The following is a 24,760-nucleotide window of genomic DNA, read 5'->3' on the forward strand; positions in this document are numbered from 1 at the left end:
TCTGCTTTCCAGCATTTGTTGTGAACCATTCTCATACTCGACTGACTCTTTCGAGTCACTTCAAATTCATGTGCCACAAAAACTGTCACTCTCGTTTGGCTATCGCTCGTCTTTTGGTGTGTCCATCACCACCATCGTTGTGATCGACTTGACGTGTTCGCACTCACCCAACACATCAGCATGGAACGCTTTATAAGCGGCGAGATCTTGCGTCTCTACGCGTATGAGATATTCGTTAGATCCCGTAATGTTGTGACATTCCACCACCTCGTTTACAAAACGCACATGCTCTTCGAAACCCAGCTGTGCCTGCTTAGAGTGCGAGGCCAAACCAATCGACACATAAGCAACAAAACCCACGCCAAGTTGCTGATTATCCAGTACTGCTCGGTAGCCTTTGATCACGCCTTTACGCTCTAAATCTTGCACTCGGCGTAAGGTTGCAGATGGAGATAAACCAACGCGTTCCGACAGCTCCACATTGGAGATTCTTCCGTCTCGTTTGAGCACTTGCAATATTCTTTCGTCAAATCTATCCATCATGATGTTTCATTGCTTATTTAGTTTCTAATCATCAAATAAAAGCACAATATTGACCTCAGTTCTACTTATAGTTGTTCTCAACTTATCGAGAACTGATTCAAGGAACAATCTATGGAATATCATCAACTGGGCGCTTTGGCGTTGTTCGCTTTTGTCTCTACTTTTACGCCGGGTCCCAATAACATTATGTTGATGACCTCAGGGGCAAATGTCGGCTTTAAACGCACTATCCCACACATGTTGGGCATTACCTTCGGCTTTGGTGCCATGTTAATTTTGGTGGGCATTGGCTTGATGAGCCTGTTCCATGCCTACCCGCTCACCCACTCCATTTTGAAAGTATTGAGCTTGAGTTATTTGCTGTACTTGACGTACAAAATCGCCACCAGCGACAAAACAGAAGCAAAACACGATTTTCGCCCGATGTCTTTTTTAGGGGCTGTCGCATTCCAATGGGTGAACCCAAAAGGTTGGTCGATGGCGTTGACGGCCATTACGGTATACAGCAGTGGCGGTGCATGGCTCGAACTGACTTTTATCGCCGGTATCTTCTGCTTAGCTAACTTGCCATCGGTAACATTTTGGACGGCGGCAGGTATGCAATTGCAGCGTTGGTTGACCACCGATAAACGCGTTAAGGGGTTCAACTACAGCATGGCTGCGCTGTTGCTTTTGTCTACGATTCCAATGATATAAGTCCATTTATGGTTAAAAAACGACTCACTTTACGTAATTGGGAAAGGACAGATACTGCATTTTGCTCGAGGCTTTGGCGTTAATTCACAGTGTAAATTTGTTTAAAGACGCTACCCTCTTGTTAGGGAACTTGATAATCTTTAAATGAGAAAGAGAATAATTATCGAGTAAAGTAACAATGAAAAAGAAGCCTCAACCTAAAACGCTTGTTGTCACAGACACAGAAACCATCACTCCAAACATGCAGCGCATTACCTTGCAAGGTGAGGCGCTGAGCCACTTTCCTCGTGACTGCGAAGGCAGTTACATCAAATTACTGTTTAACGATATGGGCGGCGCGGATCTGAGCATCCTGCCAGAAGACGACCGACCAATCATGCGCACCTACACTATCCGACGCTTTCATCCAGAAACCAGTTCAATCGAAGTGGATTTCGTCCGACACGTAACGCAAGATCTGCAATGCGGATTTGCAGCGCGTTGGGCAATGGCCGCGCAAAAAGGCGACACGATCAGCATTGTTGGGCCAGGTAGCATCTCCAACTTAAATACTGAGGCGGATTGGTTCTTCATGGCTGCCGATATGACGGCACTTCCAGCGCTTTCTGCGAAAATTCGTACGTTGCCAGAAGAGGCCAAAGGCTATGCAGTGATCAGCGTGATTTCTCCAGCCGACATTCAACCCCTAAACGCGCCCGCCGGTATGGAGTTGATTTGGCTAACTGAACAGCAAACCTTGGCTGATAGCGTTCGCGAACTCGAGTGGTTAGATGGTAACGCTTCGGTATGGTGTGCGTGTGAGTTCGATTCAATGCGTGCGCTGCGCCAATATTTCCGCAACGAAAAAGAAGTCGATCGCGAGAATATCTACATCAGCAGCTATTGGAAGCAAGGCGTGTCTGAAGATGGGCACAAAGTGATTAAACGTGAAGACGCGGAATCCAACCAATAGTGGTTCATTTATTTCCAGTTCAAGCGCTTATCCCAATAAAAACGCCCGGCATCACCGGGCGTTTTAGCGACTTCAGTTGTATTAAAGTTCATGAAAACTCTAATCCGCTAGTTCCTGCGCTAAAAAGTCGATCAACAACCTCACTTTGGGCGATAAATTTCGGCTTTGTGGATACAGTGCCCAAATGCCTTCACGGTCGTCTCGGTAATCGGTCAGCACCTCGACTAGCTCACCGTTATCTAGGGCTTCTTGAACGTAATAGTCCGGCAACTGCACTAAACCCAAACCACGTTTGGCGGCGCCCATTAGCGCAAAACCACTATTGCATTTAATCCTCCCCGACACACGCAAAGACTTATCACGTTTATTTTCCTTAAAATGCCAATAATCGACCGAACCAACCAAGCACTGATGTCGAGCCAGTTCGGATAATGTGTGAGGCTCGCCAAATCGCTCCAAATACATAGGGCTAGCACACACGTAATTTTGACGCGACGAAAGACGCTTTGCGATCATGCTGGAATCTTGCAGGCGGCCAAGACGAATCGCCACGTCTACCCCTTGCTCTATCAAATCCAGTTTTTGATTGGTCAGAACTAAATCGAGGTCCACACGCGGGTACTTCTCCAAAAACTGATGCAAGAGCGGTGCGAGGTTCATTTCCCCATAGGTCACAGGCGCTGTCACACGCAGCAAACCTCGCGGTTCGGTTTGCATTTGCGTTACAGCAAGCTCAGCTAATTCTAGCCCTTCGACCAAGTGTTTGCACTGCTGATAATAAAGCTGTCCAGCTTCAGACAGAGAAACTTTTCGCGTCGTGCGATGCAGTAACTTAACCGCAAGACGCTCTTCAAGTGCCGATACACGGCGACTGATTTGTGCCACTGACGTTTTCAGTTTAGCCGCGGCAGCTGTAAAGCTGTTAGTTTCCGCTACGGCAACAAACTCGCTGACTCCTTCCCAATTCGCCATGCTGTATTCCTGTCGACCTCTTCTAGACAAATAGTGATTACATTGTTCTCGTCGAGCTACGCTTTGAAAACGGGAAAACTTTACGCGTCAGGTAACGGACGAAGATCGTCGTATTGCGCATCAAGCTCAATACCAAAATATTCTTTCAACGCATCCAGGTAGGCTTGACCTGGCTCTAGCTCTATTTCTGTTAGCTCTTCATGATTGGTGCATCTGAGTGTGTAGTTAAGCAGCGTCACCAACCCACTTTCTGTCGCTCTAGCAGCGACTCTTGCGCTAGTAAAACGCGAATTAGGCGAAGTCGAGGTAAAGAAGTTGCTACATGCAATGTCACCAGCAAACACAAACTCTAGGTCAAAGCTGTATAGATTGTTCCACACGTCTGTTCCATCGGTTGAAAGCACTTGGAGGAAATAACCAAACTGAGCATCTTTGACAAAACGGAAGGTTTGTAAATCCGTCTGAATCACTTGGTCAAGGATAAATGGCAATGGCGCTCGAGGGGTATTGGAGCCAAAACCCACATCGACAATCCATGTTTGTTCCTCTAACGTCACTAACGTGATTTGATGACTACGACCTGTTGGTGTACCAGACACATGTACACGCCCTAGCAAACTTCGCGCTTCAAACCCAAGAGTGTTGAGCACATCAAGCATTAAACCATTTAATTCAAAGCAGTAACCACCGCGAGAGTGGTACACGGTTTTTTGAATAATATCTTCAATCTCAACAGAGACGCCTCGCTGCAATGCGATGTCAAAATTCTCAAACGGCAGGCAACGATGCTGCGCCACGTGAACTCTGTGCAATGACTCCAAATCGGCGGGCAATTCACTAGGCAAGCCTAGCTTGGTTAAATAGGCACTCAGATCCGTCTTATTCATAATCACTCTTACTTAGCTGATGGTTTGACAGTTTTCTACTTTAGCCCCTCTATCTAACTTCAGGTCAATCACCTTTTCCATTTCCCTTCCGCTTTAAGGAGGCATCGCACTCTTTTTACACGCTCACCTTATCATTATTACGCATATGTAAAAATCATTTTCAAAATGGACGGATTATCATTTTTACTGAAACACCTAAAATGAGCACCAACAAAACGACGAAGCGCGGTAAGCAAACCTTAACTACGCTTATTACGTCACTCCATATACTGAAAATATAAAGGAAACATCCAATGTCGCTTGAAATCAAACCTGGTCAAACTCACATAAAATCAAAAGCAATGGTCGCTTGGGCTGCAGGTGAGCCGCTTAAAATGGAAGAAGTGGATGTACAACTTCCAAAAGCCGGCGAAGTGCTAGTACGCATCGTAGCAACTGGTGTTTGTCACACTGACGCATTCACACTATCAGGTGACGATCCAGAAGGTATCTTCCCTTCAATCCTTGGTCACGAAGGTGGCGGCATCGTTGAAATGGTTGGCGAAGGCGTAACAAGCGTTGAAGTTGGCGACCACGTTATCCCACTTTACACTGCTGAATGTGGTGAGTGTAAGTTCTGTAAATCTGGCAAAACGAACCTATGTCAGGCCGTTCGTGAAACGCAAGGTAAAGGCCTAATGCCAGATGGCACAAGCCGATTCTCTATCAACGGCGAAACTATCTTCCACTACATGGGTTGTTCTACTTTCTCTGAGTACACGGTTCTTCCAGAAATCTCACTAGCGAAAGTAAACAAAGAAGCACCACTTGAAGAAGTTTGTCTTCTAGGTTGTGGCGTAACCACTGGTATGGGTGCGGTATTAAACACAGCTAAAGTTGAAAAAGGCGACACAGTGGCAATCTTTGGTCTCGGCGGTATCGGTCTTTCTGCAATCATCGGTGCTCGCATGGCTGGTGCCAGCCGCATCATCGGTGTAGACATCAACGAAAGCAAATTCGACCTAGCGAAACAACTTGGTGCAACTGATTGCATCAACCCACAAAAATTCGACAAGCCAATTCAAGAAGTGATTGTTGAAATGACAGACGGTGGTGTTGACTACTCATTCGAATGTATCGGTAACGTAAACGTGATGCGCCAAGCACTTGAGTGCTGTCACAAAGGTTGGGGTGAGTCAGTCATCATTGGTGTTGCTGGTGCAGGTCAAGAGATCTCAACTCGTCCATTCCAACTGGTAACTGGTCGTGTATGGCGTGGCAGCGCTTTCGGTGGCGTTAAAGGTCGCTCTGAGCTTCCAGAAATCGTAAACCGTTACATGGCTGGTGAATTCGGCTTACAGGAGTTCATTACCCACACAATGGGATTAGCAGACGTCAACAAAGCGTTTGATCTGATGCATGAAGGTAAGAGCATCCGAACAGTTATCCATATGGATCAATAATGCTGCCTCAGGCTCTCCTTTTGGGGAGCCTGAATTCCTTCTGCTAATTAGAGAGTTTATTCATGACCATTGAAAATGTAAGCCAAGCCAAAGTGTTTGGCGGTTGGCACAAGCAATATACACACGAATCCAATGCCCTAAACTGCACCATGCGCTTCGCAATATTCTTGCCACCTAACGCAACGAAATCAAATCCCGTACCCGCGCTATACTGGCTCTCTGGTTTAACGTGTACCGATGAGAACTTTATGCAGAAAGCGGGCGCATTTCGTATGGCGGCCGAGCTTGGCATTGCGATCATTGCACCAGACACAAGTCCGAGAGGCGAAGGTATCGCTGACGACGAAAGCTATGACCTAGGAAAAGGAGCTGGCTTTTACCTTAATGCGACGCAAGCACCTTGGTCACTGCATTACTGTATGTACGACTATGTGACTGAGGAGTTGCCTGCGATCATCGAAAGTAACTTCCCAGTCTCTGACGTGAAGTCAATTTCCGGTCACAGTATGGGCGGCCACGGAGCGCTCACCATTGGTCTGAAAAATTCAGAACAGTACCGTTCTATTTCAGCGTTCAGTCCAATCAGTAACCCAATGCAATGCCCTTGGGGACAAAAAGCCTTTACTGCTTACTTAGGCAAGGAGCTTGAAAGCTGGAAGCAATACGATGCAAGTGAACTTCTAAAACAACAACAATCACCATTACCAATTTTGGTTGATCAAGGTGATGCTGATGGCTTCTTAAATGAGCAGCTTAGACCGGAAGCGCTGATTGCTGCGGCAAAAATACACGATTCAAACCTAACCTTGAGAATGCAACCAGGCTATGACCATAGCTATTACTTCATCTCAAGCTTTATTGAAGAGCACCTCAACTTCCATGCAAAATATTTGTTTGCATAGTTAATTTAAGTAAGCTCATGAAATAAAAAATAAAGTCACCAAAACTAGGTGACTTTATTTTCTTTACGTACTAACAAATACATATCTGAATATCGATGATTTAAATATGTAAAATAATGTAACTTAAGAACAAATTCGACGTCCATTTCTCGCCTTATTAAATTCTCATTTCCGACACAGTATCTTTATTAAAAATGAAACAAAGTTGCACTAAAAACCAATTAAATACCGCGAAATCATTACGAAACTCTACCATCATCCCAATACTCTGAGCTTTTAATTAAGAAGCAACTTAATAACCTTGACGTGACGTAAACCGACAGTTATTTTTGAAACATAACGTATTATAAAATCTCATCCGGTTGGCTCTATAATTATAAATAAATTACCGCTAGCACCTTTGTCCTAGCTAAGAAAAAAGAATAAAACTCAAAAGGGCATATGATGAAAAAGATAGTCGCGCTAGGTCTGTTTTTTGTTGCGCCATTCTTGTCTGCAAATACGATCGTATTTAGTAGTAGCCAGCAGCCTAGTGTCATACTGGAACTGGAAGAGATCCAAGCTTTACCTACCACTAGCTACACGATGACATTGCCTTGGCTTCCTGCCTCGTCAGAGTTTTTAGGCGTTAAACTCAGCACGCTTCTTACACACGTCTATGGAAAGGTACCAGAGCAGGTTGATATCAGCAGCTTAAACGACTATCACTCGACATTGTCCCGACAAGATATTCTTCGATATCAACCAATACTGGCTTATCAACAAGATCAGAATTACATAAAAGTCAGGAATAAAGGCCCTTTCTGGGTGATATATCCACTCAATCTCTATCCAGAGCTAAACTACAATAAATATCATGCGCAAATGGTATGGCAAGTAAATGAAATAAAAGAAAAATAATAAGAATGAAGTTATCAGAACCCTATTCTAAGAAACAAAGAATATTGCAATATTCTACCACCAGCAAAATGCTGCTGGTGGTGTTTGCCGTTTCTTTGCTTCTCGCGAATGTCGTGCTTTTACAGCAAACACGTTCACTCTCACAAAATTTTAATAACGAACAAAAACAAGCGACTTGGTTTTTATTCCAACTCTCCAAAGAACTATCAGAACTTGTCGGCGAGGCCAGACGGTTAGATGAAAACGTATTGAATATTGATGGTGCAGAGCTTCAATACGAGTTAGCGTGGAGTCGCTTTGACTTATTGACCAGTAGCACGAAAGCCAATAAGTTCTTTTCTCGGAACAACATGCACCTTTACTTCATTAACCTTTTTGAAGAGTTCAAAGAGCTAGAAAAACAACTAGTAGAAGCTAGAACAGGTGATAGCCAAGCTGCTGCTGCATTTTATCGTTCAACTCAAACACTATATTTAGGCTTAATAGACTTCGTTAATCAAAACTTCCGTCTAAGCAGTAAAGCTTATGAAGCACAAAAAGGTCAAACCCAGCGCTTAATGCAAGCACAATATATGTTGTTTGCGACGTTCGTTTTGTCGATTATCTCTCTAACTTATTTCTTTTATCGTGAATCCCATTTTCATAGAAAATTGGCGCTCAGCGACCCTTTGACGAACCTAGGGAACCGCAATGCACTATTCATTACCCTAAACAAATTTACTCAAGAAAAAAGGCCCTTTTCTCTCTGGATTCTAGATTTAAATGGTTTTAAAGAAGTCAACGACACACACGGACACCAAGTTGGCGACACTGTACTGCGGGAAATCGCTAGGCGGCTTAATTCTATGGCACTCAATGATTTTACTGTTTATCGCATGGGAGGAGATGAGTTCGCGGTTATCCTTGAAGGTGAACATCTCAATGAAGAGAACGTACGTGAGCAGATAAATACCGTCTTTGATGCACAAATATTAAACTCCGATAAAGTCTCAACACTTTCAACAAGCATGGGCTTAGCGCAATACCCTAAAGACAGTGACAATGTTGACTTTCTTATCAGCATAGCGGATAAGCGCATGTACAAAATGAAATTTCAACGTTAAACGGTATATATGATGAGAAAGTTCATGCAAGTACTGCTTCTACTGGCAGTCATTGCGGCAGGTGTGTTGGCTTGGGTATTTATTCCATCGCACGAAACCATCGGGCAAAAAACGCTTGAGCAGGCACTCAACGACGACTACAGCCTCGTTGGACATCGAATCTACTCAACCGATCCGGATGCTGGCAACCGATTCGGCTACTTCGTATTGGCAACGGGCCAGAGCATTGAAGAGCAAGAGCCGTTTTTGGTCACTTCGGATCAGTTTATTCGCATGGAGCAAACGGGTGATAATACCTTGTCTGTGACCATCAATGGCCGTATTTACCATTATCATAACGACTTGTGGGTGCCAAAATCAGACGGGAAATTGCAACACTTTTTAGTCAGCGCAACCGCCAAGTACGTACGCTAAAACGGGAACATTACTACCCCCTCCCACCACACACACAAAAAAAACAAAGCCCCGCATACACTGCGGGGCTTTTTACGTGAAGAAGAAAATAACATCGAAAAAATGAGCGTTACTTCGCTAACACTTTCTCTTTAATCACTTTGAGTACCCCAGCCTCTTGGTTGCTTGGCGCAGAATAACGAGCAATTTTCTTAATCTCTTCGTGCGCGTTGGCAACCGCGTACGAATGCTCACTGACTTGCAGCATTTCGAGGTCATTGAGGTAATCACCAAACGTCATTGTTTCTGCCGGAGTAAAATTCATCGTCTCTTGAAGGTGCTGAATGGCCGCACCTTTAGAGGCCTCGGCATTCATCACATCCAGCCAGATTTTTGCACTCACCACGACTTTATGCGTTGCGCCAAACTTTGCGTTCATGGTCGGGAACAGGAGCTCTTCCGAACCGTCAAAGTGACAAATTGCTACCTTAATAAACTCGTCTTCGACCTCAAGCAAATCCGGCACATATTCACAGCGGTGGTAGTACTTTTGAAATTCTTCCAGCGATTGCTGATCATGCGTTTCGATGTACGCCGAGCGCTTGCCACACAATACGATGTTCGCCCCGTCAATCTCACGAGCCGCTTTCACAATCTCCAACACTTCCGCTTTAGGAATGGTACAACTGTAGAGCTCATTGTCTTGGTACATCACTAAGGTGCCGTTTTCAGCCACATACAACAGTCTGTCTTTGATTGGCGCGAACGTGTCTCGCAGACTGTAATACTGACGACCAGACGCAGCGGAGAACAAAATACCTTGCTCTTCCAGTTGCAAAAACAGATCGAAAAACTCCGGATCCAAACGACCGTATTGGTCAAGCAATGTGCCATCCATATCGGAAGCAATAAATTTGATGCGAACTTGTGACATTAACTAAAACTCTAAATGACGCTGCGAAAAATATATCCATGTAAGGTACAGGATCTTGTATGAATCTCAAGTCGGGATGACGACGCCTTTCGCTATTACCAAGGATGCTGTTTAAAGTAATCTTCACTGTGATCGATGAAAGCTCTCACCGCAGGAGACAAGTGTTTACGTGATGAATACAGCGCGTAAATGTTGAGATCATTTGGCTTCCAATCCGGCAACACCGACTCAAGCTGACCCGATTTGAGATAGATATTGCTCAAGTAAGTTGGCAACATCGAAATACCCATGCCTTGTAAAGCGCCATGCAATAACGCCGTGGCCTCATTGCTGGTTAGGCGACACTCAATTCCCACCGATTCGAACTGGTCGCCCTGAGACAAATGCCACACGTGACGCTCAAAGTTTTTGTATCCCAAACAGTCGTGTGAAGATAAATCTCGCGGATGCGCGATCGCGTGGTGAGTTTGTAAATATTGCGGTGATGCTACCAACACCGATTCGCACACCGCAATCGGCTTACCAATCAAAGAAGGATCGGGATCTGACGCAATTCGGATCGCCAGATCGATACGCTGTTCGGTTAGATCACTCACTGAATCTTGCAGATCTATGTCGATATGCACTTTGGGGTGCTTTTGCATAAAACTGTTTACTACGGGGATCAACTGTGAGAATCCAAATGAAGTACTAGACGCAAGACGGATTTTTCCGGACAGCTCACCATCAGCGGCAATGTTCGACGTTAATGTATCGGCCTGTTTTAACCAGCGCTCAATCTGAGGCAAGCTGCGCTCCCCTGCGGTGGTGAGCGACACCTTGCGCGTAGTGCGGTGCAACAAACGAGTTTGCAACCAGTTCTCCATCGCCTCTACGTAACGAGTCACCATTGGCCGAGACATGTCTAACCGTTCTGCGGTCGCGGTAAAACTGCCAGAATACACCACATCCACAAATACTTTTGCTGCCGTTACTCTATCCATACATTTGATCGAAATAAGAAATAGTGATGCACATTATTGTGTATTTTTCCGAGCGTATCAATTTCCTAATATAGCTCCCGTTCCCAAGCCATGGTCGCTTGGCCCCAAACTCTTTAGGAGCTTATTATGAAAAAATTAACTTTGATTGCTACATCCATTTTAATGGCAAGCCCTGTTCTAGCGGCAAACCACTCTCCCCTTACTCTTGAGGTTTACAACGCCGACGGTAACAGCTTCCACGTAAACTCAACCTTGGTATACGGTGAGACTGACGCCATGGTTATCGACACTGGCTTCACCAAAGCTGACGCGATGCGCATTGCCGCTAAAGTGCTGGACTCAGGCAAAACGCTTAAAACCATTTTTATCAGCCAAGCGGACCCAGACTACTACTTTGGCGCAGAGGCCTTACACCAACAGTTCCCTGATGCGCAGATCATCACAACGCCTGCGGTTCAAAAAATTATTAAAGAGAAGTTGGCTGGAAAGCTGGCGTACTGGGGACCAAAGCTTGGCGCAAACGCACCGGTAAAACCAGTGATCCCTGTCGCGTACGATAAAGCATCATTGGAGCTAGAAGGTCATAAGATTGAAATTCGTGGTAACCATGGCACATCAGCACACCGCCCTTACCTATGGATTCCAGATAACAAAGCGATTCTAGGTAACGTAGCCGTGTACTCAAACGTACATTTGTGGATGGCAGATGCCGCTGACCAAACCGCCATCAATGCTTGGGAGCAGCAACTTAGCGAGATGCTTGCGCTTAAACCTCAAGTAGTCATTCCTGGTCACATGAAAGCAGGCACAAAGCTGAACGCAGACACCATTCGCTACTCGCAACAATACTTGCAGGATTTTCAGCAAGCGAAAAAACACAGCAATAACAGCGTTCAACTCATTGACACCATGTCTGCGAAATACCCAGAAGCTCAATTGCCAATCGCGCTAGAAATCGGTGCGAAAGTGCATACTGGTGAAATGTCATGGTAACCGTGCATTACTTCTTCGATCCCATGTGTGGTTGGTGCTACGGGGCATCACCACTCATCGAAGCCTTGATGGACACCTCTCAATTTAAGGTAGAGCTTCATCCCGGCGGTATGATTGAGAAACGCGCGATTGAATCTGAATTTCGTCAGCACATCATCAACAGTGACGCTCGTATCGCAACCGAAACCGGAGCAACGTTTGGTGAAGCATATCTGCAACGCGTGAAAAGCGAAGATGCGTTTGTTCTTGATTCTTATCTACCCACACAAGCGATCTTGAGTGCGGAGAAAATGGGGCTGAATCCATGGCACATGCTAAAGGCCATCCAATCTGCGCATTATCAGCTCGGGTTAAAAGTGAATGAAGCATCGACGCTCAAAGCCATTGCAGAATCGCTAGGTTTAACAAGTGATGCGTGGGAGCAAAACATGGCGTTAAGCGAAGCCGAACTAGATGAGAGAATTCGCTCTAGCCGACAATTGATGCGACAGTTACACGTTGGTGGTTATCCAACCCTGATTGCAGAAGTAAATGGCGAGTACTTGACCTTGCCGCACTCGACCTACTACGACAAACCGGCACAGTGGAAGCTTGCATTACGAAAACTGCAATAAACTCTTCCCCACTCGCTCTTGTCCTTAATCCAAGAGCGAGTGCCAACACCGACATGGCAATCCTGACTCAAACAGGTACAATCCTCGCTCGAATTTTTACTCGCGCGGATACCCACCATGCACTCGCCTGAACATTGTTTTACTCGTTTTACTGCTGATACTTCTGATTATGAATTACCAACGCAGTTTACGTTTCCGTTCTACTACACGCCGCATCCTCTTTGCGTTATAGCCGCAAAGCAATTGCAACAGCATTTATTAGCGCAAACCGACTTCGAACACGATTTTGGTTTGGTTAATGAAGAAACGGGGCGAGGCAAAATGTTTGGCGTATTGCTGGTAAAAAGCCCTCAAGGCGAGCTCGGCTTTTTAAGTGCGTTTTCTGGCAAAATTGCTGACCAAAACTTGATTCCAGGATTTGTCCCTCCTGTGTACGACATGCTGACCGATGAAGGCTTCTTCCGCGCAGAAACGGATGCCATCAACGCCGCCAATGCGGAGTACAAAACCTGTGCCGCGAATCCGGAATTGGCAGATCTTAAAGCGCAAATACAAGCCGACCGAGCCGCTTATCAACAAGAAGAGCAAACACAGCGCCAAGTGATGATTGACGGCCGCGCCGCTCGCAAACGACAGCGTCAACAGGGCGAGCAAACACTCAATGCCGATGATCTCAAAATCTTGTTGGATGAGTTGGGTAAGCAAAGTGTCGCCGAGAAAAACGTTCTCAAATACTTAAAGCAAGCGTGGGATGAAAAGCTTGCAATCAAAGAAGCGCGATTGGCCGAGTTAGAGCAGCAACTTGCTCATCTGAAAGAGCAGCGCAAGACACTCTCCAACGCTTTGCAGCACAAATTGCATAAACAATACCGCTTCCTAAACAACCATGGCGAAGCACGCGACTTGGTGGACATTTTTGCGGACACCACAAACCCAATCCCACCAGCAGGTGCGGGGGAATGTGCTGCGCCAAAACTGCTTCAATACGCGTTTAAACACGGATTCAAACCGCTGGCGCTGGCAGAATTTTGGTGGGGTGTGTCGCCAAAGTCTGAAGTTCGCCAACACAAAAAATTCTACCCATCGTGCAACAGCAAATGTCAGCCGATTTTGGGCCATATGATGCAAGGGCTGGATGTCGAACCTAACCCATTGGCGGAGAATTGGGCAGAAGACAAAGAACTAGAGATAATCTACCAAGACGACGCTATGGTCGTCGTCAACAAGCCCTCGGGCTTACTTTCAGTGCCTGGTAAAACTATCAAGGACTCTGCTTATACGCGCCTACAAGCGATGTACCCTGATGTGGAAGGGCCGTTTGTGATTCATCGTCTCGACATGGCGACCTCTGGCATTTTGGTGTTTGCCTTAACTAAGCGCGCGAACAAAAGTCTGCAAAAACAGTTTATGGCTCGCGGCGTACAAAAACGTTATATGGCACTGCTCGAAGGCGTATTAAACGAGCCTGAAGGGGAAATTTCACTGCCAATGCGTGGTGACCCAGACGACCGCCCACGTCAACTGGTGTGTTTTGAACACGGGAAACATGCAGAAACCTACTGGCAACTGATTGAAGTCAAAGATGGACGCAGCAAGGTATATATGTATCCGAAAACCGGCCGAACTCACCAACTACGTGTACACAGTGCTCATCACATGGGGTTAAACATGCCGATGGTTGGTGATGGTTTATACGGCGAAAAATCGAATCGCTTACACCTGCATGCTGAGATGCTAGAGCTGGATCATCCATACAGCAAAGAGCGTATGGTGTTCCAAGCTGAGTGCGAATTCTAACGTCTTCCCGATTTTAAATAACAAAAAGGCACTGACTAACAGTGCCTTTTTTGTTTTCTAACAACAGAATAAGCGTGATGCGCAATACCGAAAACCGTTAGCTCACCTTAAACTTGGTCCACACCTGAGAGCGCCAACGTCTTGCCATGATGATACCACGTACCCATTCATCGAGTGCGATTGCCATCCAAGCCCCTAAAACGCCATAACCCAAGTGGATGCCAAAGATGTAAGAGAAAAGCACGCCTAATCCCCACATACTCAAAATCCCCATTTGCACTGGGAACTTGATGTCACCCGCGCCTTTGAGCCCCGCGATAAAAATCAGGTTAAACACACGTCCAGCTTCGAGCAAAATTGAGCCCATGACTAACGAACTTGCCAATGCGAGTATTTCCGGTTGATCGGTAAACACGCTTAGAATCTCTTCTCTAAACAGGTAAATCAGTGTGGTTGCCGCCGTTGATGCCACAAACCCCACTAAGAAGTAGATTTGTACGCGTTTTAAAATGCTACTCACCCAACCTTTACCGATGTAGTAACCGGTCTGAATTTGCGCTGCCTGACCAATTGCCAGCGCGAAAGCAAACGAGAAACGGGCAATGTTTTGCGCATAAGTGAAAGCCGCTAACGATGCCGTCCCCATTTGCACCACAAAATACACAATGCAGATTTGCGCCACGTTGTAAGACAGCACTTCACCCGCGTTCATGCCGCCGATTTTTAAGATCTTTTTGTAAATCTCTACGGGCACTTGTTTCATGGTCGACATTGGTAGTTCAATGCTACTGCGAGCGAGAATAAACCATAACATTAACGTACCGATGACTTGGCTGACGACGGTTGCTATTGCTACACCTTGCACACCATACACAGGTAAACCGAATGGCTGGTAAAGCGCAATATAGTTACCAATGATGTTGAACACACCCGAGATCAAATTCACCACCATTGGGGAACGTGAATAACCATGACTACGCAGAATAGTTGTAAAAACAACGCCAATCGTAACGTTAAACGTCATCGCACCGCTTATCAGCAGATATTCATGAGCGTACTGCTCGACTTGCGCTTCCAAGCCGTAATACGGGAGTAGATATATCGCACCAAGCACGGCAATCACACTCAATAGCACACCGACGAGCACAGACAACGCAATACTCGCTACACCAACGCTCACTGACTCTTGCTCGCGCCCAGCGCCATTGTATTGGGCAATCAAAATCCCCGTACCGCTACTGACAAAGGTCGAAACGATGATTAAAAAGAAGGTAATCTGCGTGATCACACCAACAGCGGATACGGCTTTGTCTGAGTAGCCACTCAGCATGAACACGTCACTGGTTCCTAAAGCCGTCCGTAGCAAAATTTCGACAAGAATTGGCCAAGCTAATGCCACGATGGACATTCGTTGGTTGATGTTTTGGCTTTTAGGCATGCTTGTAACCTTTCCTACAACTAAAAACTGCCTCACAATATTTGTGAAGCAGTTTAAAAATAGTGACTCGAACGAAGCTCGATATGAGGTTGTGATTTAGCGCGGATTCTAGTCGCATATTGGTCATAACGACAACAATATTTCGCCCTGTTTCGGAAAAATATTTCTAATGCATTTTCGAAACGACATATGCCTTGACGATACGTAGAGCAGAGATTGGTGAACAATACTCTCAATCAACGAGCACCGAACAGAATCAGGATAATCAATAGAAATATGTCTAACTAAATGCATTACTTTGAATTATCAGTCCAACCATATAGAGCCATGAAGAACCGTCATGAAAACCTGCATGCGCCACCATTCCTCTTTGAACACTCGCACCAAATCACACTGATGGCTTTGCACTAAAAATGACTGATATCACATTTGGAAACTTTGTTGTTCTATTTATCGCGAAAATACCGCCTAGAATAAGCGTACACGTTAATTAAGCAAGGATACGTAATGTCGACATTGGCTGGGGCGCGCTTAGAAGAAATGGCGGACATCCGCTCAACAAGAAAAAAGAAAATTGTCTTTTTATGCTCCAGTATCGCCGCTGCCTGTTTAACTTATGGTTCCATTGCTCAATCACTTGAGAATAACTGGGGTTTAAGCTTTTTCCATGCTTTGTGTGCCTTGGCATGCTTAGCAATCAGTTATGTAATAAAAGTCCAGCGGCACCATCAATACGCCGACTTATGGCTAAGTGCTGTCTTAATGTTCGAAGGGTTATTGTTACTTCTGTATAACGACGCTCCGTCAGGCAAAATGTTATGGCTATATCCTATTGTCGCCACTCTGGTATTAATTAATGAGTTTAAGGTCGGTCTGTTGTTCAGTGGCACCTACATTTTACTGATCTTTTTTGGGGTCGCTTTTTTAGATCGACTGCCAGCAGCCACAGAAATCATAGAGCGGAGATTGATGCTGACCCTGATAGCGACCGCGTTTGTGTGTCACACGTTCTCGTATTACTACACGAAAGTCCTCAATTACATTCAAACACTGTATCGCGAGGGGATTGAGGAGTTAGCATATTTTGACCAGCTCACTGGGCTTGCCAATCGCTGGAGCTTTGAGACTTGGGCGCGCGCAAAGCTCGATGAAATCAAGCACTCATCTGATGACAGCATCACCGCCTTGGTTTTTCTCGATATCGATAACTTCAAGCACATCAACGACACCTACGGGCACGATATTGGTGACCAAGTACTTCAAGCCTTCGCCACTCGATTAAAAAATAACATTCGCAACAAAGACAGAAAAACAGATAAACACGACTACTCCATCGCTCGATTTGCGGGCGACGAGTTTGTAATCATGCTTTACGATGTAAAAAGTAAAGATGACCTCGACAGCATCCTAAAACGGATCGTAAATCTGTTTCCGACAGGTTACCGAAGCTACGATATGATTAACGAGTTAACGATGAGTGTAGGTGCTGCTATCTATAAGCAAGATGCAAAGGATTTGTCTGAATTGACTCGATGTGCAGATAAAGCAATGTACGCAGCTAAACATACTGGTAAAAACCAGTACGCCTTTTATGAGCACTGCAATACGGAAGAACAGTCAACATCTGATGCACCAGCGGTACCAGAAGCTTGCTAATGACTAAGCGAACACATGCATCACCCAAAGCCCCACAACGAGGAATACGATTAACCACACTACTTGCAACGTTCTGTTCGGCTTGTCTTGCTGACGAGTGGGTTGATCTTTAAACGCACGGCCCTTCATTTTGCCCATTAAGCTCTTCCCTAGAGCACGTCGATAAAATTCACGTCTCTTATGAGCGGCGTTGGCAACTTCGGTAAAGCGCTGTCTTTGCTCATTGGTGAGATCTTTATCCTCGTAACGAGGAGGGAGATCAGAATGCTTGCGTTGTACTGCCATCACTTCCTCCCTGGTCGATGGGTACATTTTTATTAAGTATATACCCAAATAACCAAAAAGATGCGTTATAAGTGAAGCACATAGACGAAAAAACCACCCGAAGGTGGTTTTATGACGAGCAACAAATGAACGCTAGAAGTACTCACATAAATACGCAGTCGCTTCTTTCACTTGAAGCTCAAATGAAGAATTACCTTCCACTTCAAAAAACTCACCACTTTGATAAGTCGTCCAATCGCTCTCGCCAACACGCTTGACCACAAGCGCACCTTTTACAACCGTCATACGCTCTGGTGCTTGAGTACCAAACGTGTACTCACCAGGAAGCATCACACCAACGCTAACATCCTGATCTTTCTGGTTAAAGCCTAGTGATTTTACACTACCAGCAAAATAGCTATTTTCCTTAATATTCATTATTGGTTTCCTTATCAAAAGTCCGCTCTTTTTTACCTTGTTTCTTTCCGTTACTCAAGCTTTGAAAGCCATTAAACTCAACGTAGTAACGCACATCCTTTGCTACTGAGCGAGAACCTCTTTTCGCGAGGATTAATCAGGCGACCTAAACCGAGCAAGAAAACCTGCGAAGTAATGAATGTGAGCAAACAACAAAACCATCAATAAGATGTGTATCTGAATGTAAAAGTGGACATTAGATCATAGTTTCGTCGTCTCAATGGCGGGATTGTTTGTTTTTAAAAAGGAAGGTTTCCACCATGTTAAAAAAGTGGAGAAAATTAGATCTATGACGGACTCGACTCGCCGAAGGCGAAAAGCACGACAAGAACCAAAACTTTCATTTTTGGCTCGCCACCAATCCAAAATCCTCAAGAGTACATTTGTCTGCTTCGGGATGGGTCTGTTGACGTTTTTTGGCTATCAAATCCACCTCTCCTATCAAGACCACATTGATCCGGAAAAGGTGTACGGCGAATGGATTGAGATTGGCGCGCCACCCTACCAAACAGAACGTCTCGTTTTCACTGAAGATGGGGTATACCGAAACCATCGACTTATTACGACGGAATTTGAATTCGATGGCAAGGTCATCACGTTGAATACCGGATTAGGAAAGACCGCGTATCAGATCTCGGGCTCTCATCTTTCACCTCAAATACGCCGTATTGAGCCTCTTATTCCAGATCAGCGATTCATTCGTAAAGGATTTGAGCATACCGTTCAGGGCTCAGAAACCGGCGCAGCCTCTAAACGTCGTGCCGCGTTGAGTGAACACTTCAGCCGTGACTAGTACGTCTTCACGGCTATTTTTCCTTTCAATTCTCTTTCTATATCAATGAAACAAAACCTTAATAAACAACAAAATAAGGCCTTCATCGCATTTAACTAACTCGTTACTGAGTAAACAATAATTTTAGTTTCTGCTGAGATTTTATAAATTATTGACTCAGTCTGACACTTTCTGTGTAACAGAGTGCGAGTTTTAGTTAAGTTCTCTCAAGTGCCTCGAAAACCGTCTTAATTTTTTTTGACGAAAAAAAACTCTCTGAAATGCTGAGTGTGATGCTTTTGCACGTGGAGTAAATCCAATCATCTTATCTGGTGCAAGAGCAGCCTATGTTCGAGGTAGAACATGAATCCAAGGATTGAGAGAGAAGTTATGATTCGATTTAACCTATGTGCAGCTGGAGTTGCTTTAGCGCTATCAGGTGCTGCAGTTGCGGCTCCAACCGCACCAAGTATCGATATGTACGGTTCCAACAACCTTCAGTTTTCTAAAATTGAACTCGCGATGGAAACCACGTCAGGCTACTACGACATGGTGAAATACCATGAGCAAGCGAAGATCACTGTTAAATTTAACCAGTGGAGTGGCACACCTGGTGACACTTACAACGTCTATTTTGATGGTGTAAAAGTAGCAAGCGGCCCTATCACTGGTAGCCAAACGACAGCTTCGTTTGAATACGGCCAAGGTGGCTTATACCAAATGGAAATCGAAGCATGTGATGCGACAGGTTGTGCGAAAAGCGCACCAGCTGAAATCACAATTGCAGATACCGATGGTTCTCACCTGAAGCCACTAACGATGAATGTTGATCCAAACAACAAAACCTACAATACCGATCCAAGCGTCGTGATGGGTACGTATTTTGTTGAATGGGGCATCTATGGCCGTGACTACACAGTCGATAATATGCCGGTCGACAACTTGACTCACATCCTTTACGGTTTTATCCCAATTTGTGGCCCAAATGAGTCTGTGAAGTCTGTTGGCGGCAACAGTTTCAACGCGCTACAAACTGCTTGTACAGGTGTGCCTGATTATGAAGTCGTTATCCATGACCCTTGGGCTGCTTATCAGAAGAGCTTCCCACAAGCTGGTCATGAATACAGCACGCCTATCAAGGGTAACTACGCAATGCTAATGGCATTGAAACAACGTAACCCTGATCTAAAAATCATCCCATCGATCGGTGGTTGGACACTGTCTGACCCATTCTTCGATTTCGTGGACAAGAAAAACCGTGACACATTCGTCGCATCAGTTAAGAAGTTCCTGAAAACTTGGAAATTCTACGACGGTGTTGACATCGACTGGGAATTCCCTGGCGGCGGCGGTGCAGCAGCCGATAAGGGCGACCCTGTAAACGATGGCCCAGCATACATCGCACTGATGCGTGAACTGCGCGTAATGCTTGATGAATTAGAAGCTGAGACAGGCCGTACTTACGAGCTAACGTCCGCTATCGGTGTCGGTTACGACAAGATTGAAGACGTAGACTACGCAGATGCAGTTCAGTACATGGATTACATCTTCGCAATGACTTACGACTTCTACGGTGGTTGGAATAACGTTCCTGGTCACCAAACTGCGCTTTACTGTGGTTCATTCATGCGTCCTGGTCAGTGTGACGGTAGTGGCGTTGATGAGAACGGCGAACCGTACAAAGGTCCTGCTTACACAGCAGATAACGGCATCCAACTTCTTCTTGCTCAAGGCGTTCCTGCGAACAAGCTAGTACTTGGTACAGCAATGTACGGTCGTGGCTGGGAAGGCGTAACTCCAGATACGCTAACCGATCCAAACGACCCAATGACAGGTACTGCTACAGGTAAACTGAAGGGCAGCACAGCACAAGGTGTTTGGGAAGATGGCGTAATTGACTACAAAGGCATTAAGTCATTCATGTTAGGTGCAAACAACACTGGCATTAACGGCTTCGAGTACGGCTACGATGCACAAGCAGAAGCACCATGGGTATGGAACCGTACTACGGGCGAGTTGATCACATTTGATGACCACCGTTCAGTGCTAGCAAAAGGTAGCTATGCGAAGTCTCTTGGTCTTGCTGGTCTATTCTCTTGGGAAATTGACGCGGATAACGGTGACATTCTAAACGCGATGCACGAAGGTATGGCCGGTGGTGTGGTACCTCAACCAAACCGTAAACCAACCGCAGCCGCTGGCGCAGATCAATCGGTAACAGGTCCTGCAAATGTGGTTCTAGATGGCAGCCTGTCAAAAGACTCTGACGGCACCATCGCAAGCTACGCTTGGGAACAAGTATCTGGCACAGCAGTGGCACTAACAGGTGCAAACTCAGCGAAAGCAAGCTTTGATGCAGCAGAAGTTACTGTTGAAGAGCAATTAACTTTCAAGCTGACGGTGTCTGATAACGAAGGTGCAACGGCATCTGACCTCGTTGTAGTAACAGTGAAACCAGCAGGTGTTGTTGACCCAGTGAACAACGCACCAGTAGCGCAAGTTGTTGCTCCAGCAACAGCAAACGCTGGTGACGTTGTGGTTGTAGATGCAGCTGCGTCTAGCGATGCTGACAACGATACCCTGACATTCAACTGGACTCTACCTCAAGGTCTGAATGCAACGGTTGAAGGCTCTAAAGTCACGTTCACTGCTGCGGAATACCCGCAAGACACAAGCTTAAGCTTCACTGTAAGTGTGAGCGACGGTAAAGCGTCTTCATCGGCAAGCGCGACAGTGGTTGTTGCACAGCACACAACCGATCCGAACCCTGGTACTTGTGACAACGCATGGGATGCGAGCGCAGTGTACACAGGTGGTAACCAAGTGACTCACGCAGGTAAAACTTGGGAAGCGAAATGGTGGACTCAGGGTGACGATCCTAGCCAATCTGGCGAATGGGGCGTTTGGAAAGAAGTTGGCGTAGCTAACTGTAACTAATTTCAGCCTTGCAGACGTTCTGCTAAATAAACAAAGGACAGCTTCGGCTGTCCTTTTTGGATTTAACCTCTTAACGAGGAGAGCAACACCAGAGACGAAAAAATCTGAGGTGTTACTTTCAAATCGAATTAGCGCAAAACGGAGCGAGTCAATCAGTAAAAGTAAGGGTTACCAAGCACTATCGAGCAAACGGTCAAAACTACTGAAGACTTGCTCACACTTCATCACTCGACCATGCCCCTGACCTTGTGTTGTCACTAACTCAACGTTTTTAATCTCTTCAGCCGCTTTTGCCGAGACACTGTATTTGGTGAACTTGTCTTGCTCATCATGAATAATAATGGTGTGAGACGGACGCTCAGACAAACGCTTCATCGGATCAATGGACTGTAACGGATAACCAAATTGGTCTTCAACTTCTGAAACCACAGCATTAAAAAGCTTCATCGAGTAACCGGAACGTGCAATGCTACCGAATAAGTTCTCTACGTAATTTAATACCGGAGCAATAAGCAGCAAAGGCTTGTTTTCTAATTTACTGTGCCTACACTCAAGAGCAGAAGCGGTGCCCATGCTGTGCCCAACTAGGCCAACAATATCCTCGACCGTATCCAACACATCTTCTAATCCTCTGACAAACCCCGGAATGTGCCCATACTGCCCCTCACTCTCACCATGTGCCGGATGATCGTACGCCAAAGCAGTAAACCCTTTCGACGCAATATGTTCCATCAGTGGATAAAACTGACTTGCCGTTCCAGACCAACCATGAGTTAGCACCCAAATAGGTCCAGAGCCCAAAGTATAGGTTTTGATGATGCCTGCATGCCCTTTAATTTCACCTTTGATAAGCCCTTGAGGTTCAATATTTTTAGGTTGCGTACGAGCCGGTGTCAGAAGAAGCTTGCGCGCGGTCTTCTTTGCATGTGACGGGGCCAGTGTATGGTGTAACCGAGTACTAATGTTCACCAAACTGCGCTTAATACTGAAACGTTGCGATGTATTAAAGTAAATTTTTTCACTCATAATCATGTCCTTAACTATCAGCTTTGCACAAAATAGAACGGTCGTGCTTTTTATGCTGATAAGAAAGAGCGAACTCAGCCGCTCTTTGTGATTTTATGTCTACGAATCTGGGAAGCGAATAACCGATATTAGCCTTTCCAGCGAGAAAATAAGTTGTCGATCCCTTGCCAAAACAGACGCAAGCTTTCTTGCTCACCTTTAATTGAGTAAAAAACATGCGCACTCAAATAGAGACCGTACAAATCAAACGTTGCTTGGCGTGTATCTAAGTCTGCTGCAAATTCTTGCTTCTCTTTGCCTTTCGCTATTTGGATCTCCAAATAACTCAGCCAAGTGTCTATGGATTTACGCAGTCCGGCCTGAAGCGGGCAATCTTTATCTGCCGTATCATTCCAAGCGTCAAGAAACATACAACTTCCTTGGAATGCGTGATTCCAAGTCATCCAAGAGTCGAGCAACCCTCGAATTTTACGCTCGATATTGCCATCCCCGAGTTCTCGAGCAGGCTCAATAACCCGATCAGCGAACACTTTATTGGCGTGATCAAGCACCGATAGCTGTAAATTCAACTTCGAATTAAAGTGGGCAAACAGACCACTTTTCGACATACCGCATTGCTTGGCTAACTCTCCAATCGTAAGACTTTCTAATCCGTCTTCGCTGGCGATCTCAAAAGCCCGCTGCAGAATAAACTCTTTTGTCACTTTTCCTTTTTGCATAATCTTATTTTTAGCACGATCGTTCTTTTTTGCAATCTAGAGTTAACTGGTCTAACCATTATTCAGTGCTATTTTCGACTCACGAATCAGGTATTGATTGCGTTAATAGGTTAATAATTAAGAAGTTTGAAGTAAGTCTTAATTTTCGAAACAGCTTCAATGTAAGCGCAAGTCTGTTGACTTTTTCACGTATTACTTCAACAACAACCTGCTATTTTCACCTAAGTTTTTTATTTAGGTAAACAATGTAATGGCAAAGAAACAAAAAATAGCCAGCTTAGAGTTTGCACGTATCATTGCAATGCTTGCGATTGTGGGTTTGCATTGCCAGATGGCACTGACGTACTGGCAGTGGGATGGGATACCATGGGTTGGCTATATGCTCAACCAACTGGCTCGTTTTGCTGTTCCGCTGTTCTTTCTCATCTCGGGTTATCTAATCCAGCCGAAGTTGAGTCATTCACCTATCGATACTCTTAAGAACTACGCCAAACCGTTAATGAAGGTTTGGCTCATTTGGAGCATGATCAGTTTACTGATGCCATTCCAATGGCAGACGGTCGCTGAGGCTGGGTATCTCGCCGAAAGGCAAGGTTATTGGGGGTACTTAAGGTCAACCCCGATCAATTCACTCATCGAAGGCGGACTCGTTCATCTGTGGTTTATTCCGGCTCTGGTCATTGCCGTAGCGTTAATTGCCTTTCTCGTGCATATCAATATGGCGCAACTGATACTGCCAACCGCAGTATTGCTATACATATACGGGGCCTTTGCTGGCAGTTACGCGACCATTACCGACCTGCCAGCGCCTTTCTTTACTCGTAACGGGCCTTTTTTCAGCACGTTGCTAGTTGCTCTAGGTTATTTCGCACGAGAAGTGCAGTGGCGGTGGTCGCGAAACAATACGGTTCGATGCATTATTCTTGGCATGGCACTGCATTTTGGTGAAGCTTACTGGCTGATGCAACATGACATCGCTTTCAACTCGCACGACTTCCTATTCGGTACCGTTATCTGGGCTGTAGGTGTCTTTATGTGGCTTTTGGCTCACCCTCATTTTGGCGACATGCCTTGGGTCTTCAAACTATCTCCTTGCGTGTTAGGAATATATGTTAGCCATCTGCTTATCATAATTGTCATGATGAATGTCGCTGAATTTATCGGGCTGCAACACCTCGCGAAAGATGTGTTTATCTATCCTGCAACGATTGTTGCAACCATACTGCTTGTGAAAGCAATTGATGCTTCACCGTTGAAAAAATGGCTCCTACGCTAAATGCATTCAGCTCTAGATATAGCTAGCTTTAACTCAAAAGGGTTAGAGCTAGCCAGTTAAAAATGAGATTTCTCTCTCACTGAC

Annotated in this window: 24 protein-coding genes; 14 read left to right on the forward strand and 10 right to left on the reverse strand. The window is 45.4% G+C overall.

Annotation, left to right across the window (positions count from 1 at the left end; all coding sequences use genetic code 11):
* Positions 1 to 99 precede the first annotated feature (99 nt).
* A complete protein-coding gene (locus R7E47_RS00220) occupies positions 100 to 540 on the reverse strand; it encodes an Lrp/AsnC family transcriptional regulator (protein ID WP_005374369.1) in 441 nt (146 codons plus the stop codon).
* A 114-nt stretch (positions 541 to 654) separates the two neighbouring features.
* Between R7E47_RS00220 and R7E47_RS00225 the strand changes: the two genes are divergently transcribed.
* Positions 655 to 1,239, forward strand: a complete 585-nt coding sequence (locus R7E47_RS00225; protein WP_054578560.1) for a LysE family translocator — start codon at positions 655 to 657, stop codon at positions 1,237 to 1,239.
* Between the two features lie 178 nt (positions 1,240 to 1,417).
* On the forward strand, positions 1,418 to 2,191 hold the full coding sequence (locus R7E47_RS00230; RefSeq protein ID WP_206970539.1) for a siderophore-interacting protein: 774 nt from the start codon (positions 1,418 to 1,420) through the stop codon (positions 2,189 to 2,191).
* Positions 2,192 to 2,290: 99 nt separating this feature from the next.
* Here the strand turns inward: R7E47_RS00230 and R7E47_RS00235 are convergent, their stop codons facing one another.
* Positions 2,291 to 3,163, reverse strand: coding sequence for a LysR family transcriptional regulator (locus R7E47_RS00235; protein WP_017633836.1), 873 nt, complete (start codon positions 3,161 to 3,163; stop codon positions 2,291 to 2,293).
* Between the two features lie 80 nt (positions 3,164 to 3,243).
* Complete coding sequence (locus R7E47_RS00240; RefSeq protein WP_256901222.1) at positions 3,244 to 4,050, reverse strand: arylamine N-acetyltransferase family protein; 807 nt, start codon at positions 4,048 to 4,050, stop codon at positions 3,244 to 3,246.
* A 293-nt stretch (positions 4,051 to 4,343) separates the two neighbouring features.
* On the opposite strand from R7E47_RS00240, the gene R7E47_RS00245 reads away from it, so the two are divergent.
* From R7E47_RS00245 to R7E47_RS00265, 5 genes are all read left to right on the forward strand, one after another.
* Entirely contained in the window at positions 4,344 to 5,492 is a 1,149-nt protein-coding gene (locus tag R7E47_RS00245; RefSeq protein WP_017821027.1) for an S-(hydroxymethyl)glutathione dehydrogenase/class III alcohol dehydrogenase, read from the forward strand.
* 62 nt (positions 5,493 to 5,554) lie between these two features.
* On the forward strand, positions 5,555 to 6,394 hold the full coding sequence (gene fghA, locus R7E47_RS00250) for an S-formylglutathione hydrolase (protein WP_005374382.1): 840 nt from the start codon (positions 5,555 to 5,557) through the stop codon (positions 6,392 to 6,394).
* A gap of 444 nt (positions 6,395 to 6,838) precedes the next feature.
* Positions 6,839 to 7,294 carry a hypothetical protein gene (locus R7E47_RS00255; protein ID WP_005374384.1) on the forward strand — a complete coding sequence of 152 codons (456 nt, stop codon included), beginning with the start codon at positions 6,839 to 6,841 and terminating at the stop codon, positions 7,292 to 7,294.
* Between the two features lie 5 nt (positions 7,295 to 7,299).
* Positions 7,300 to 8,397: a GGDEF domain-containing protein gene (locus R7E47_RS00260; RefSeq protein WP_005383270.1), complete on the forward strand. Its 1,098-nt coding sequence runs from the start codon at positions 7,300 to 7,302 to the stop codon at positions 8,395 to 8,397.
* A 24-nt stretch (positions 8,398 to 8,421) separates the two neighbouring features.
* Complete coding sequence (locus R7E47_RS00265) at positions 8,422 to 8,811, forward strand: hypothetical protein (protein WP_017633832.1); 390 nt, start codon at positions 8,422 to 8,424, stop codon at positions 8,809 to 8,811.
* Between the two features lie 109 nt (positions 8,812 to 8,920).
* Here R7E47_RS00265 and R7E47_RS00270 read toward each other — a convergent pair whose 3' ends face one another.
* Both R7E47_RS00270 and R7E47_RS00275 read right to left on the reverse strand, forming a co-directional pair.
* Entirely contained in the window at positions 8,921 to 9,724 is an 804-nt protein-coding gene (locus R7E47_RS00270) for a Cof-type HAD-IIB family hydrolase (RefSeq protein ID WP_017633831.1), read from the reverse strand.
* Positions 9,725 to 9,819: 95 nt separating this feature from the next.
* On the reverse strand, positions 9,820 to 10,707 hold the full coding sequence (locus tag R7E47_RS00275; RefSeq protein ID WP_005383264.1) for a LysR family transcriptional regulator: 888 nt from the start codon (positions 10,705 to 10,707) through the stop codon (positions 9,820 to 9,822).
* Between the two features lie 126 nt (positions 10,708 to 10,833).
* Here R7E47_RS00275 and R7E47_RS00280 point away from each other — a divergent pair, with 126 nt between their 5' ends.
* The 3 genes from R7E47_RS00280 to R7E47_RS00290 all read left to right on the forward strand — a co-directional run bounded on the left by R7E47_RS00280 (position 10,834) and on the right by R7E47_RS00290 (position 14,111).
* Complete coding sequence (locus R7E47_RS00280; RefSeq protein ID WP_318083496.1) at positions 10,834 to 11,700, forward strand: MBL fold metallo-hydrolase; 867 nt, start codon at positions 10,834 to 10,836, stop codon at positions 11,698 to 11,700.
* Entirely contained in the window at positions 11,694 to 12,314 is a 621-nt protein-coding gene (locus tag R7E47_RS00285) for a DsbA family protein (protein ID WP_318083497.1), read from the forward strand. The genes R7E47_RS00280 and R7E47_RS00285 overlap by 7 nt, the downstream gene beginning before the upstream one ends.
* Before the next feature lie 117 nt (positions 12,315 to 12,431).
* Positions 12,432 to 14,111, forward strand: a complete 1,680-nt coding sequence (locus tag R7E47_RS00290; RefSeq protein ID WP_318083499.1) for an RluA family pseudouridine synthase — start codon at positions 12,432 to 12,434, stop codon at positions 14,109 to 14,111.
* Between the two features lie 97 nt (positions 14,112 to 14,208).
* Here the strand turns inward: R7E47_RS00290 and R7E47_RS00295 are convergent, their stop codons facing one another.
* Positions 14,209 to 15,549 carry an MATE family efflux transporter gene (locus R7E47_RS00295; protein WP_258487762.1) on the reverse strand — a complete coding sequence of 447 codons (1,341 nt, stop codon included), beginning with the start codon at positions 15,547 to 15,549 and terminating at the stop codon, positions 14,209 to 14,211.
* Between the two features lie 507 nt (positions 15,550 to 16,056).
* Between R7E47_RS00295 and R7E47_RS00300 the strand changes: the two genes are divergently transcribed.
* Positions 16,057 to 17,205: a GGDEF domain-containing protein gene (locus R7E47_RS00300; RefSeq protein WP_053308037.1), complete on the forward strand. Its 1,149-nt coding sequence runs from the start codon at positions 16,057 to 16,059 to the stop codon at positions 17,203 to 17,205.
* Between the two features lie 3 nt (positions 17,206 to 17,208).
* Here R7E47_RS00300 and R7E47_RS00305 read toward each other — a convergent pair whose 3' ends face one another.
* On the reverse strand, positions 17,209 to 17,490 hold the full coding sequence (locus tag R7E47_RS00305) for a hypothetical protein (RefSeq protein ID WP_154204117.1): 282 nt from the start codon (positions 17,488 to 17,490) through the stop codon (positions 17,209 to 17,211).
* A 132-nt stretch (positions 17,491 to 17,622) separates the two neighbouring features.
* Complete coding sequence (locus R7E47_RS00310; RefSeq protein ID WP_005383244.1) at positions 17,623 to 17,907, reverse strand: pyrimidine/purine nucleoside phosphorylase; 285 nt, start codon at positions 17,905 to 17,907, stop codon at positions 17,623 to 17,625.
* 328 nt (positions 17,908 to 18,235) lie between these two features.
* On the opposite strand from R7E47_RS00310, the gene R7E47_RS00315 reads away from it, so the two are divergent.
* Positions 18,236 to 18,739 carry a DUF2850 domain-containing protein gene (locus R7E47_RS00315; protein ID WP_005374408.1) on the forward strand — a complete coding sequence of 168 codons (504 nt, stop codon included), beginning with the start codon at positions 18,236 to 18,238 and terminating at the stop codon, positions 18,737 to 18,739.
* Positions 18,740 to 19,108: 369 nt separating this feature from the next.
* Positions 19,109 to 21,655 (forward strand): glycosyl hydrolase family 18 protein, encoded by a 2,547-nt coding sequence (locus tag R7E47_RS00320; RefSeq protein ID WP_318083500.1) that lies wholly within the window; start codon positions 19,109 to 19,111, stop codon positions 21,653 to 21,655.
* 168 nt (positions 21,656 to 21,823) lie between these two features.
* On the opposite strand, the gene R7E47_RS00325 is transcribed toward R7E47_RS00320, so the two are convergent.
* Both R7E47_RS00325 and R7E47_RS00330 read right to left on the reverse strand, forming a co-directional pair.
* Positions 21,824 to 22,681, reverse strand: coding sequence for an alpha/beta hydrolase (locus R7E47_RS00325; protein ID WP_017633823.1), 858 nt, complete (start codon positions 22,679 to 22,681; stop codon positions 21,824 to 21,826).
* A 128-nt stretch (positions 22,682 to 22,809) separates the two neighbouring features.
* A complete protein-coding gene (locus R7E47_RS00330) occupies positions 22,810 to 23,400 on the reverse strand; it encodes a TetR/AcrR family transcriptional regulator (protein WP_005374416.1) in 591 nt (196 codons plus the stop codon).
* Between the two features lie 250 nt (positions 23,401 to 23,650).
* Here R7E47_RS00330 and R7E47_RS00335 point away from each other — a divergent pair, with 250 nt between their 5' ends.
* Positions 23,651 to 24,676, forward strand: a complete 1,026-nt coding sequence (locus R7E47_RS00335) for an acyltransferase (RefSeq protein WP_213965758.1) — start codon at positions 23,651 to 23,653, stop codon at positions 24,674 to 24,676.
* Positions 24,677 to 24,760 lie beyond the last annotated feature (84 nt).

The organism is Vibrio sp. Vb1026 (genome assembly GCF_033338745.1).
Classification (GTDB): Bacteria; Pseudomonadota; Gammaproteobacteria; order Enterobacterales; family Vibrionaceae; genus Vibrio; species Vibrio alginolyticus.

Coding starts and splice junctions, on each gene's coding strand:
- R7E47_RS00220 (WP_005374369.1), bottom strand. CDS start 540: ATGGATAGATTTGACGAAAGAATATTGCAAGTGCTCAAACGAGACGGA.
- R7E47_RS00225 (WP_054578560.1), top strand. CDS start 655: ATGGAATATCATCAACTGGGCGCTTTGGCGTTGTTCGCTTTTGTCTCT.
- R7E47_RS00230 (WP_206970539.1), top strand. CDS start 1,418: ATGAAAAAGAAGCCTCAACCTAAAACGCTTGTTGTCACAGACACAGAA.
- R7E47_RS00235 (WP_017633836.1), bottom strand. CDS start 3,163: ATGGCGAATTGGGAAGGAGTCAGCGAGTTTGTTGCCGTAGCGGAAACT.
- R7E47_RS00240 (WP_256901222.1), bottom strand. CDS start 4,050: ATGAATAAGACGGATCTGAGTGCCTATTTAACCAAGCTAGGCTTGCCT.
- R7E47_RS00245 (WP_017821027.1), top strand. CDS start 4,344: ATGTCGCTTGAAATCAAACCTGGTCAAACTCACATAAAATCAAAAGCA.
- fghA (WP_005374382.1), top strand. CDS start 5,555: ATGACCATTGAAAATGTAAGCCAAGCCAAAGTGTTTGGCGGTTGGCAC.
- R7E47_RS00255 (WP_005374384.1), top strand. CDS start 6,839: ATGAAAAAGATAGTCGCGCTAGGTCTGTTTTTTGTTGCGCCATTCTTG.
- R7E47_RS00260 (WP_005383270.1), top strand. CDS start 7,300: ATGAAGTTATCAGAACCCTATTCTAAGAAACAAAGAATATTGCAATAT.
- R7E47_RS00265 (WP_017633832.1), top strand. CDS start 8,422: ATGCAAGTACTGCTTCTACTGGCAGTCATTGCGGCAGGTGTGTTGGCT.
- R7E47_RS00270 (WP_017633831.1), bottom strand. CDS start 9,724: ATGTCACAAGTTCGCATCAAATTTATTGCTTCCGATATGGATGGCACA.
- R7E47_RS00275 (WP_005383264.1), bottom strand. CDS start 10,707: ATGGATAGAGTAACGGCAGCAAAAGTATTTGTGGATGTGGTGTATTCT.
- R7E47_RS00280 (WP_318083496.1), top strand. CDS start 10,834: ATGAAAAAATTAACTTTGATTGCTACATCCATTTTAATGGCAAGCCCT.
- R7E47_RS00285 (WP_318083497.1), top strand. CDS start 11,694: ATGGTAACCGTGCATTACTTCTTCGATCCCATGTGTGGTTGGTGCTAC.
- R7E47_RS00290 (WP_318083499.1), top strand. CDS start 12,432: ATGCACTCGCCTGAACATTGTTTTACTCGTTTTACTGCTGATACTTCT.
- R7E47_RS00295 (WP_258487762.1), bottom strand. CDS start 15,549: ATGCCTAAAAGCCAAAACATCAACCAACGAATGTCCATCGTGGCATTA.
- R7E47_RS00300 (WP_053308037.1), top strand. CDS start 16,057: ATGTCGACATTGGCTGGGGCGCGCTTAGAAGAAATGGCGGACATCCGC.
- R7E47_RS00305 (WP_154204117.1), bottom strand. CDS start 17,490: ATGGCAGTACAACGCAAGCATTCTGATCTCCCTCCTCGTTACGAGGAT.
- R7E47_RS00310 (WP_005383244.1), bottom strand. CDS start 17,907: ATGAATATTAAGGAAAATAGCTATTTTGCTGGTAGTGTAAAATCACTA.
- R7E47_RS00315 (WP_005374408.1), top strand. CDS start 18,236: ATGACGGACTCGACTCGCCGAAGGCGAAAAGCACGACAAGAACCAAAA.
- R7E47_RS00320 (WP_318083500.1), top strand. CDS start 19,109: ATGATTCGATTTAACCTATGTGCAGCTGGAGTTGCTTTAGCGCTATCA.
- R7E47_RS00325 (WP_017633823.1), bottom strand. CDS start 22,681: ATGAGTGAAAAAATTTACTTTAATACATCGCAACGTTTCAGTATTAAG.
- R7E47_RS00330 (WP_005374416.1), bottom strand. CDS start 23,400: ATGCAAAAAGGAAAAGTGACAAAAGAGTTTATTCTGCAGCGGGCTTTT.
- R7E47_RS00335 (WP_213965758.1), top strand. CDS start 23,651: ATGGCAAAGAAACAAAAAATAGCCAGCTTAGAGTTTGCACGTATCATT.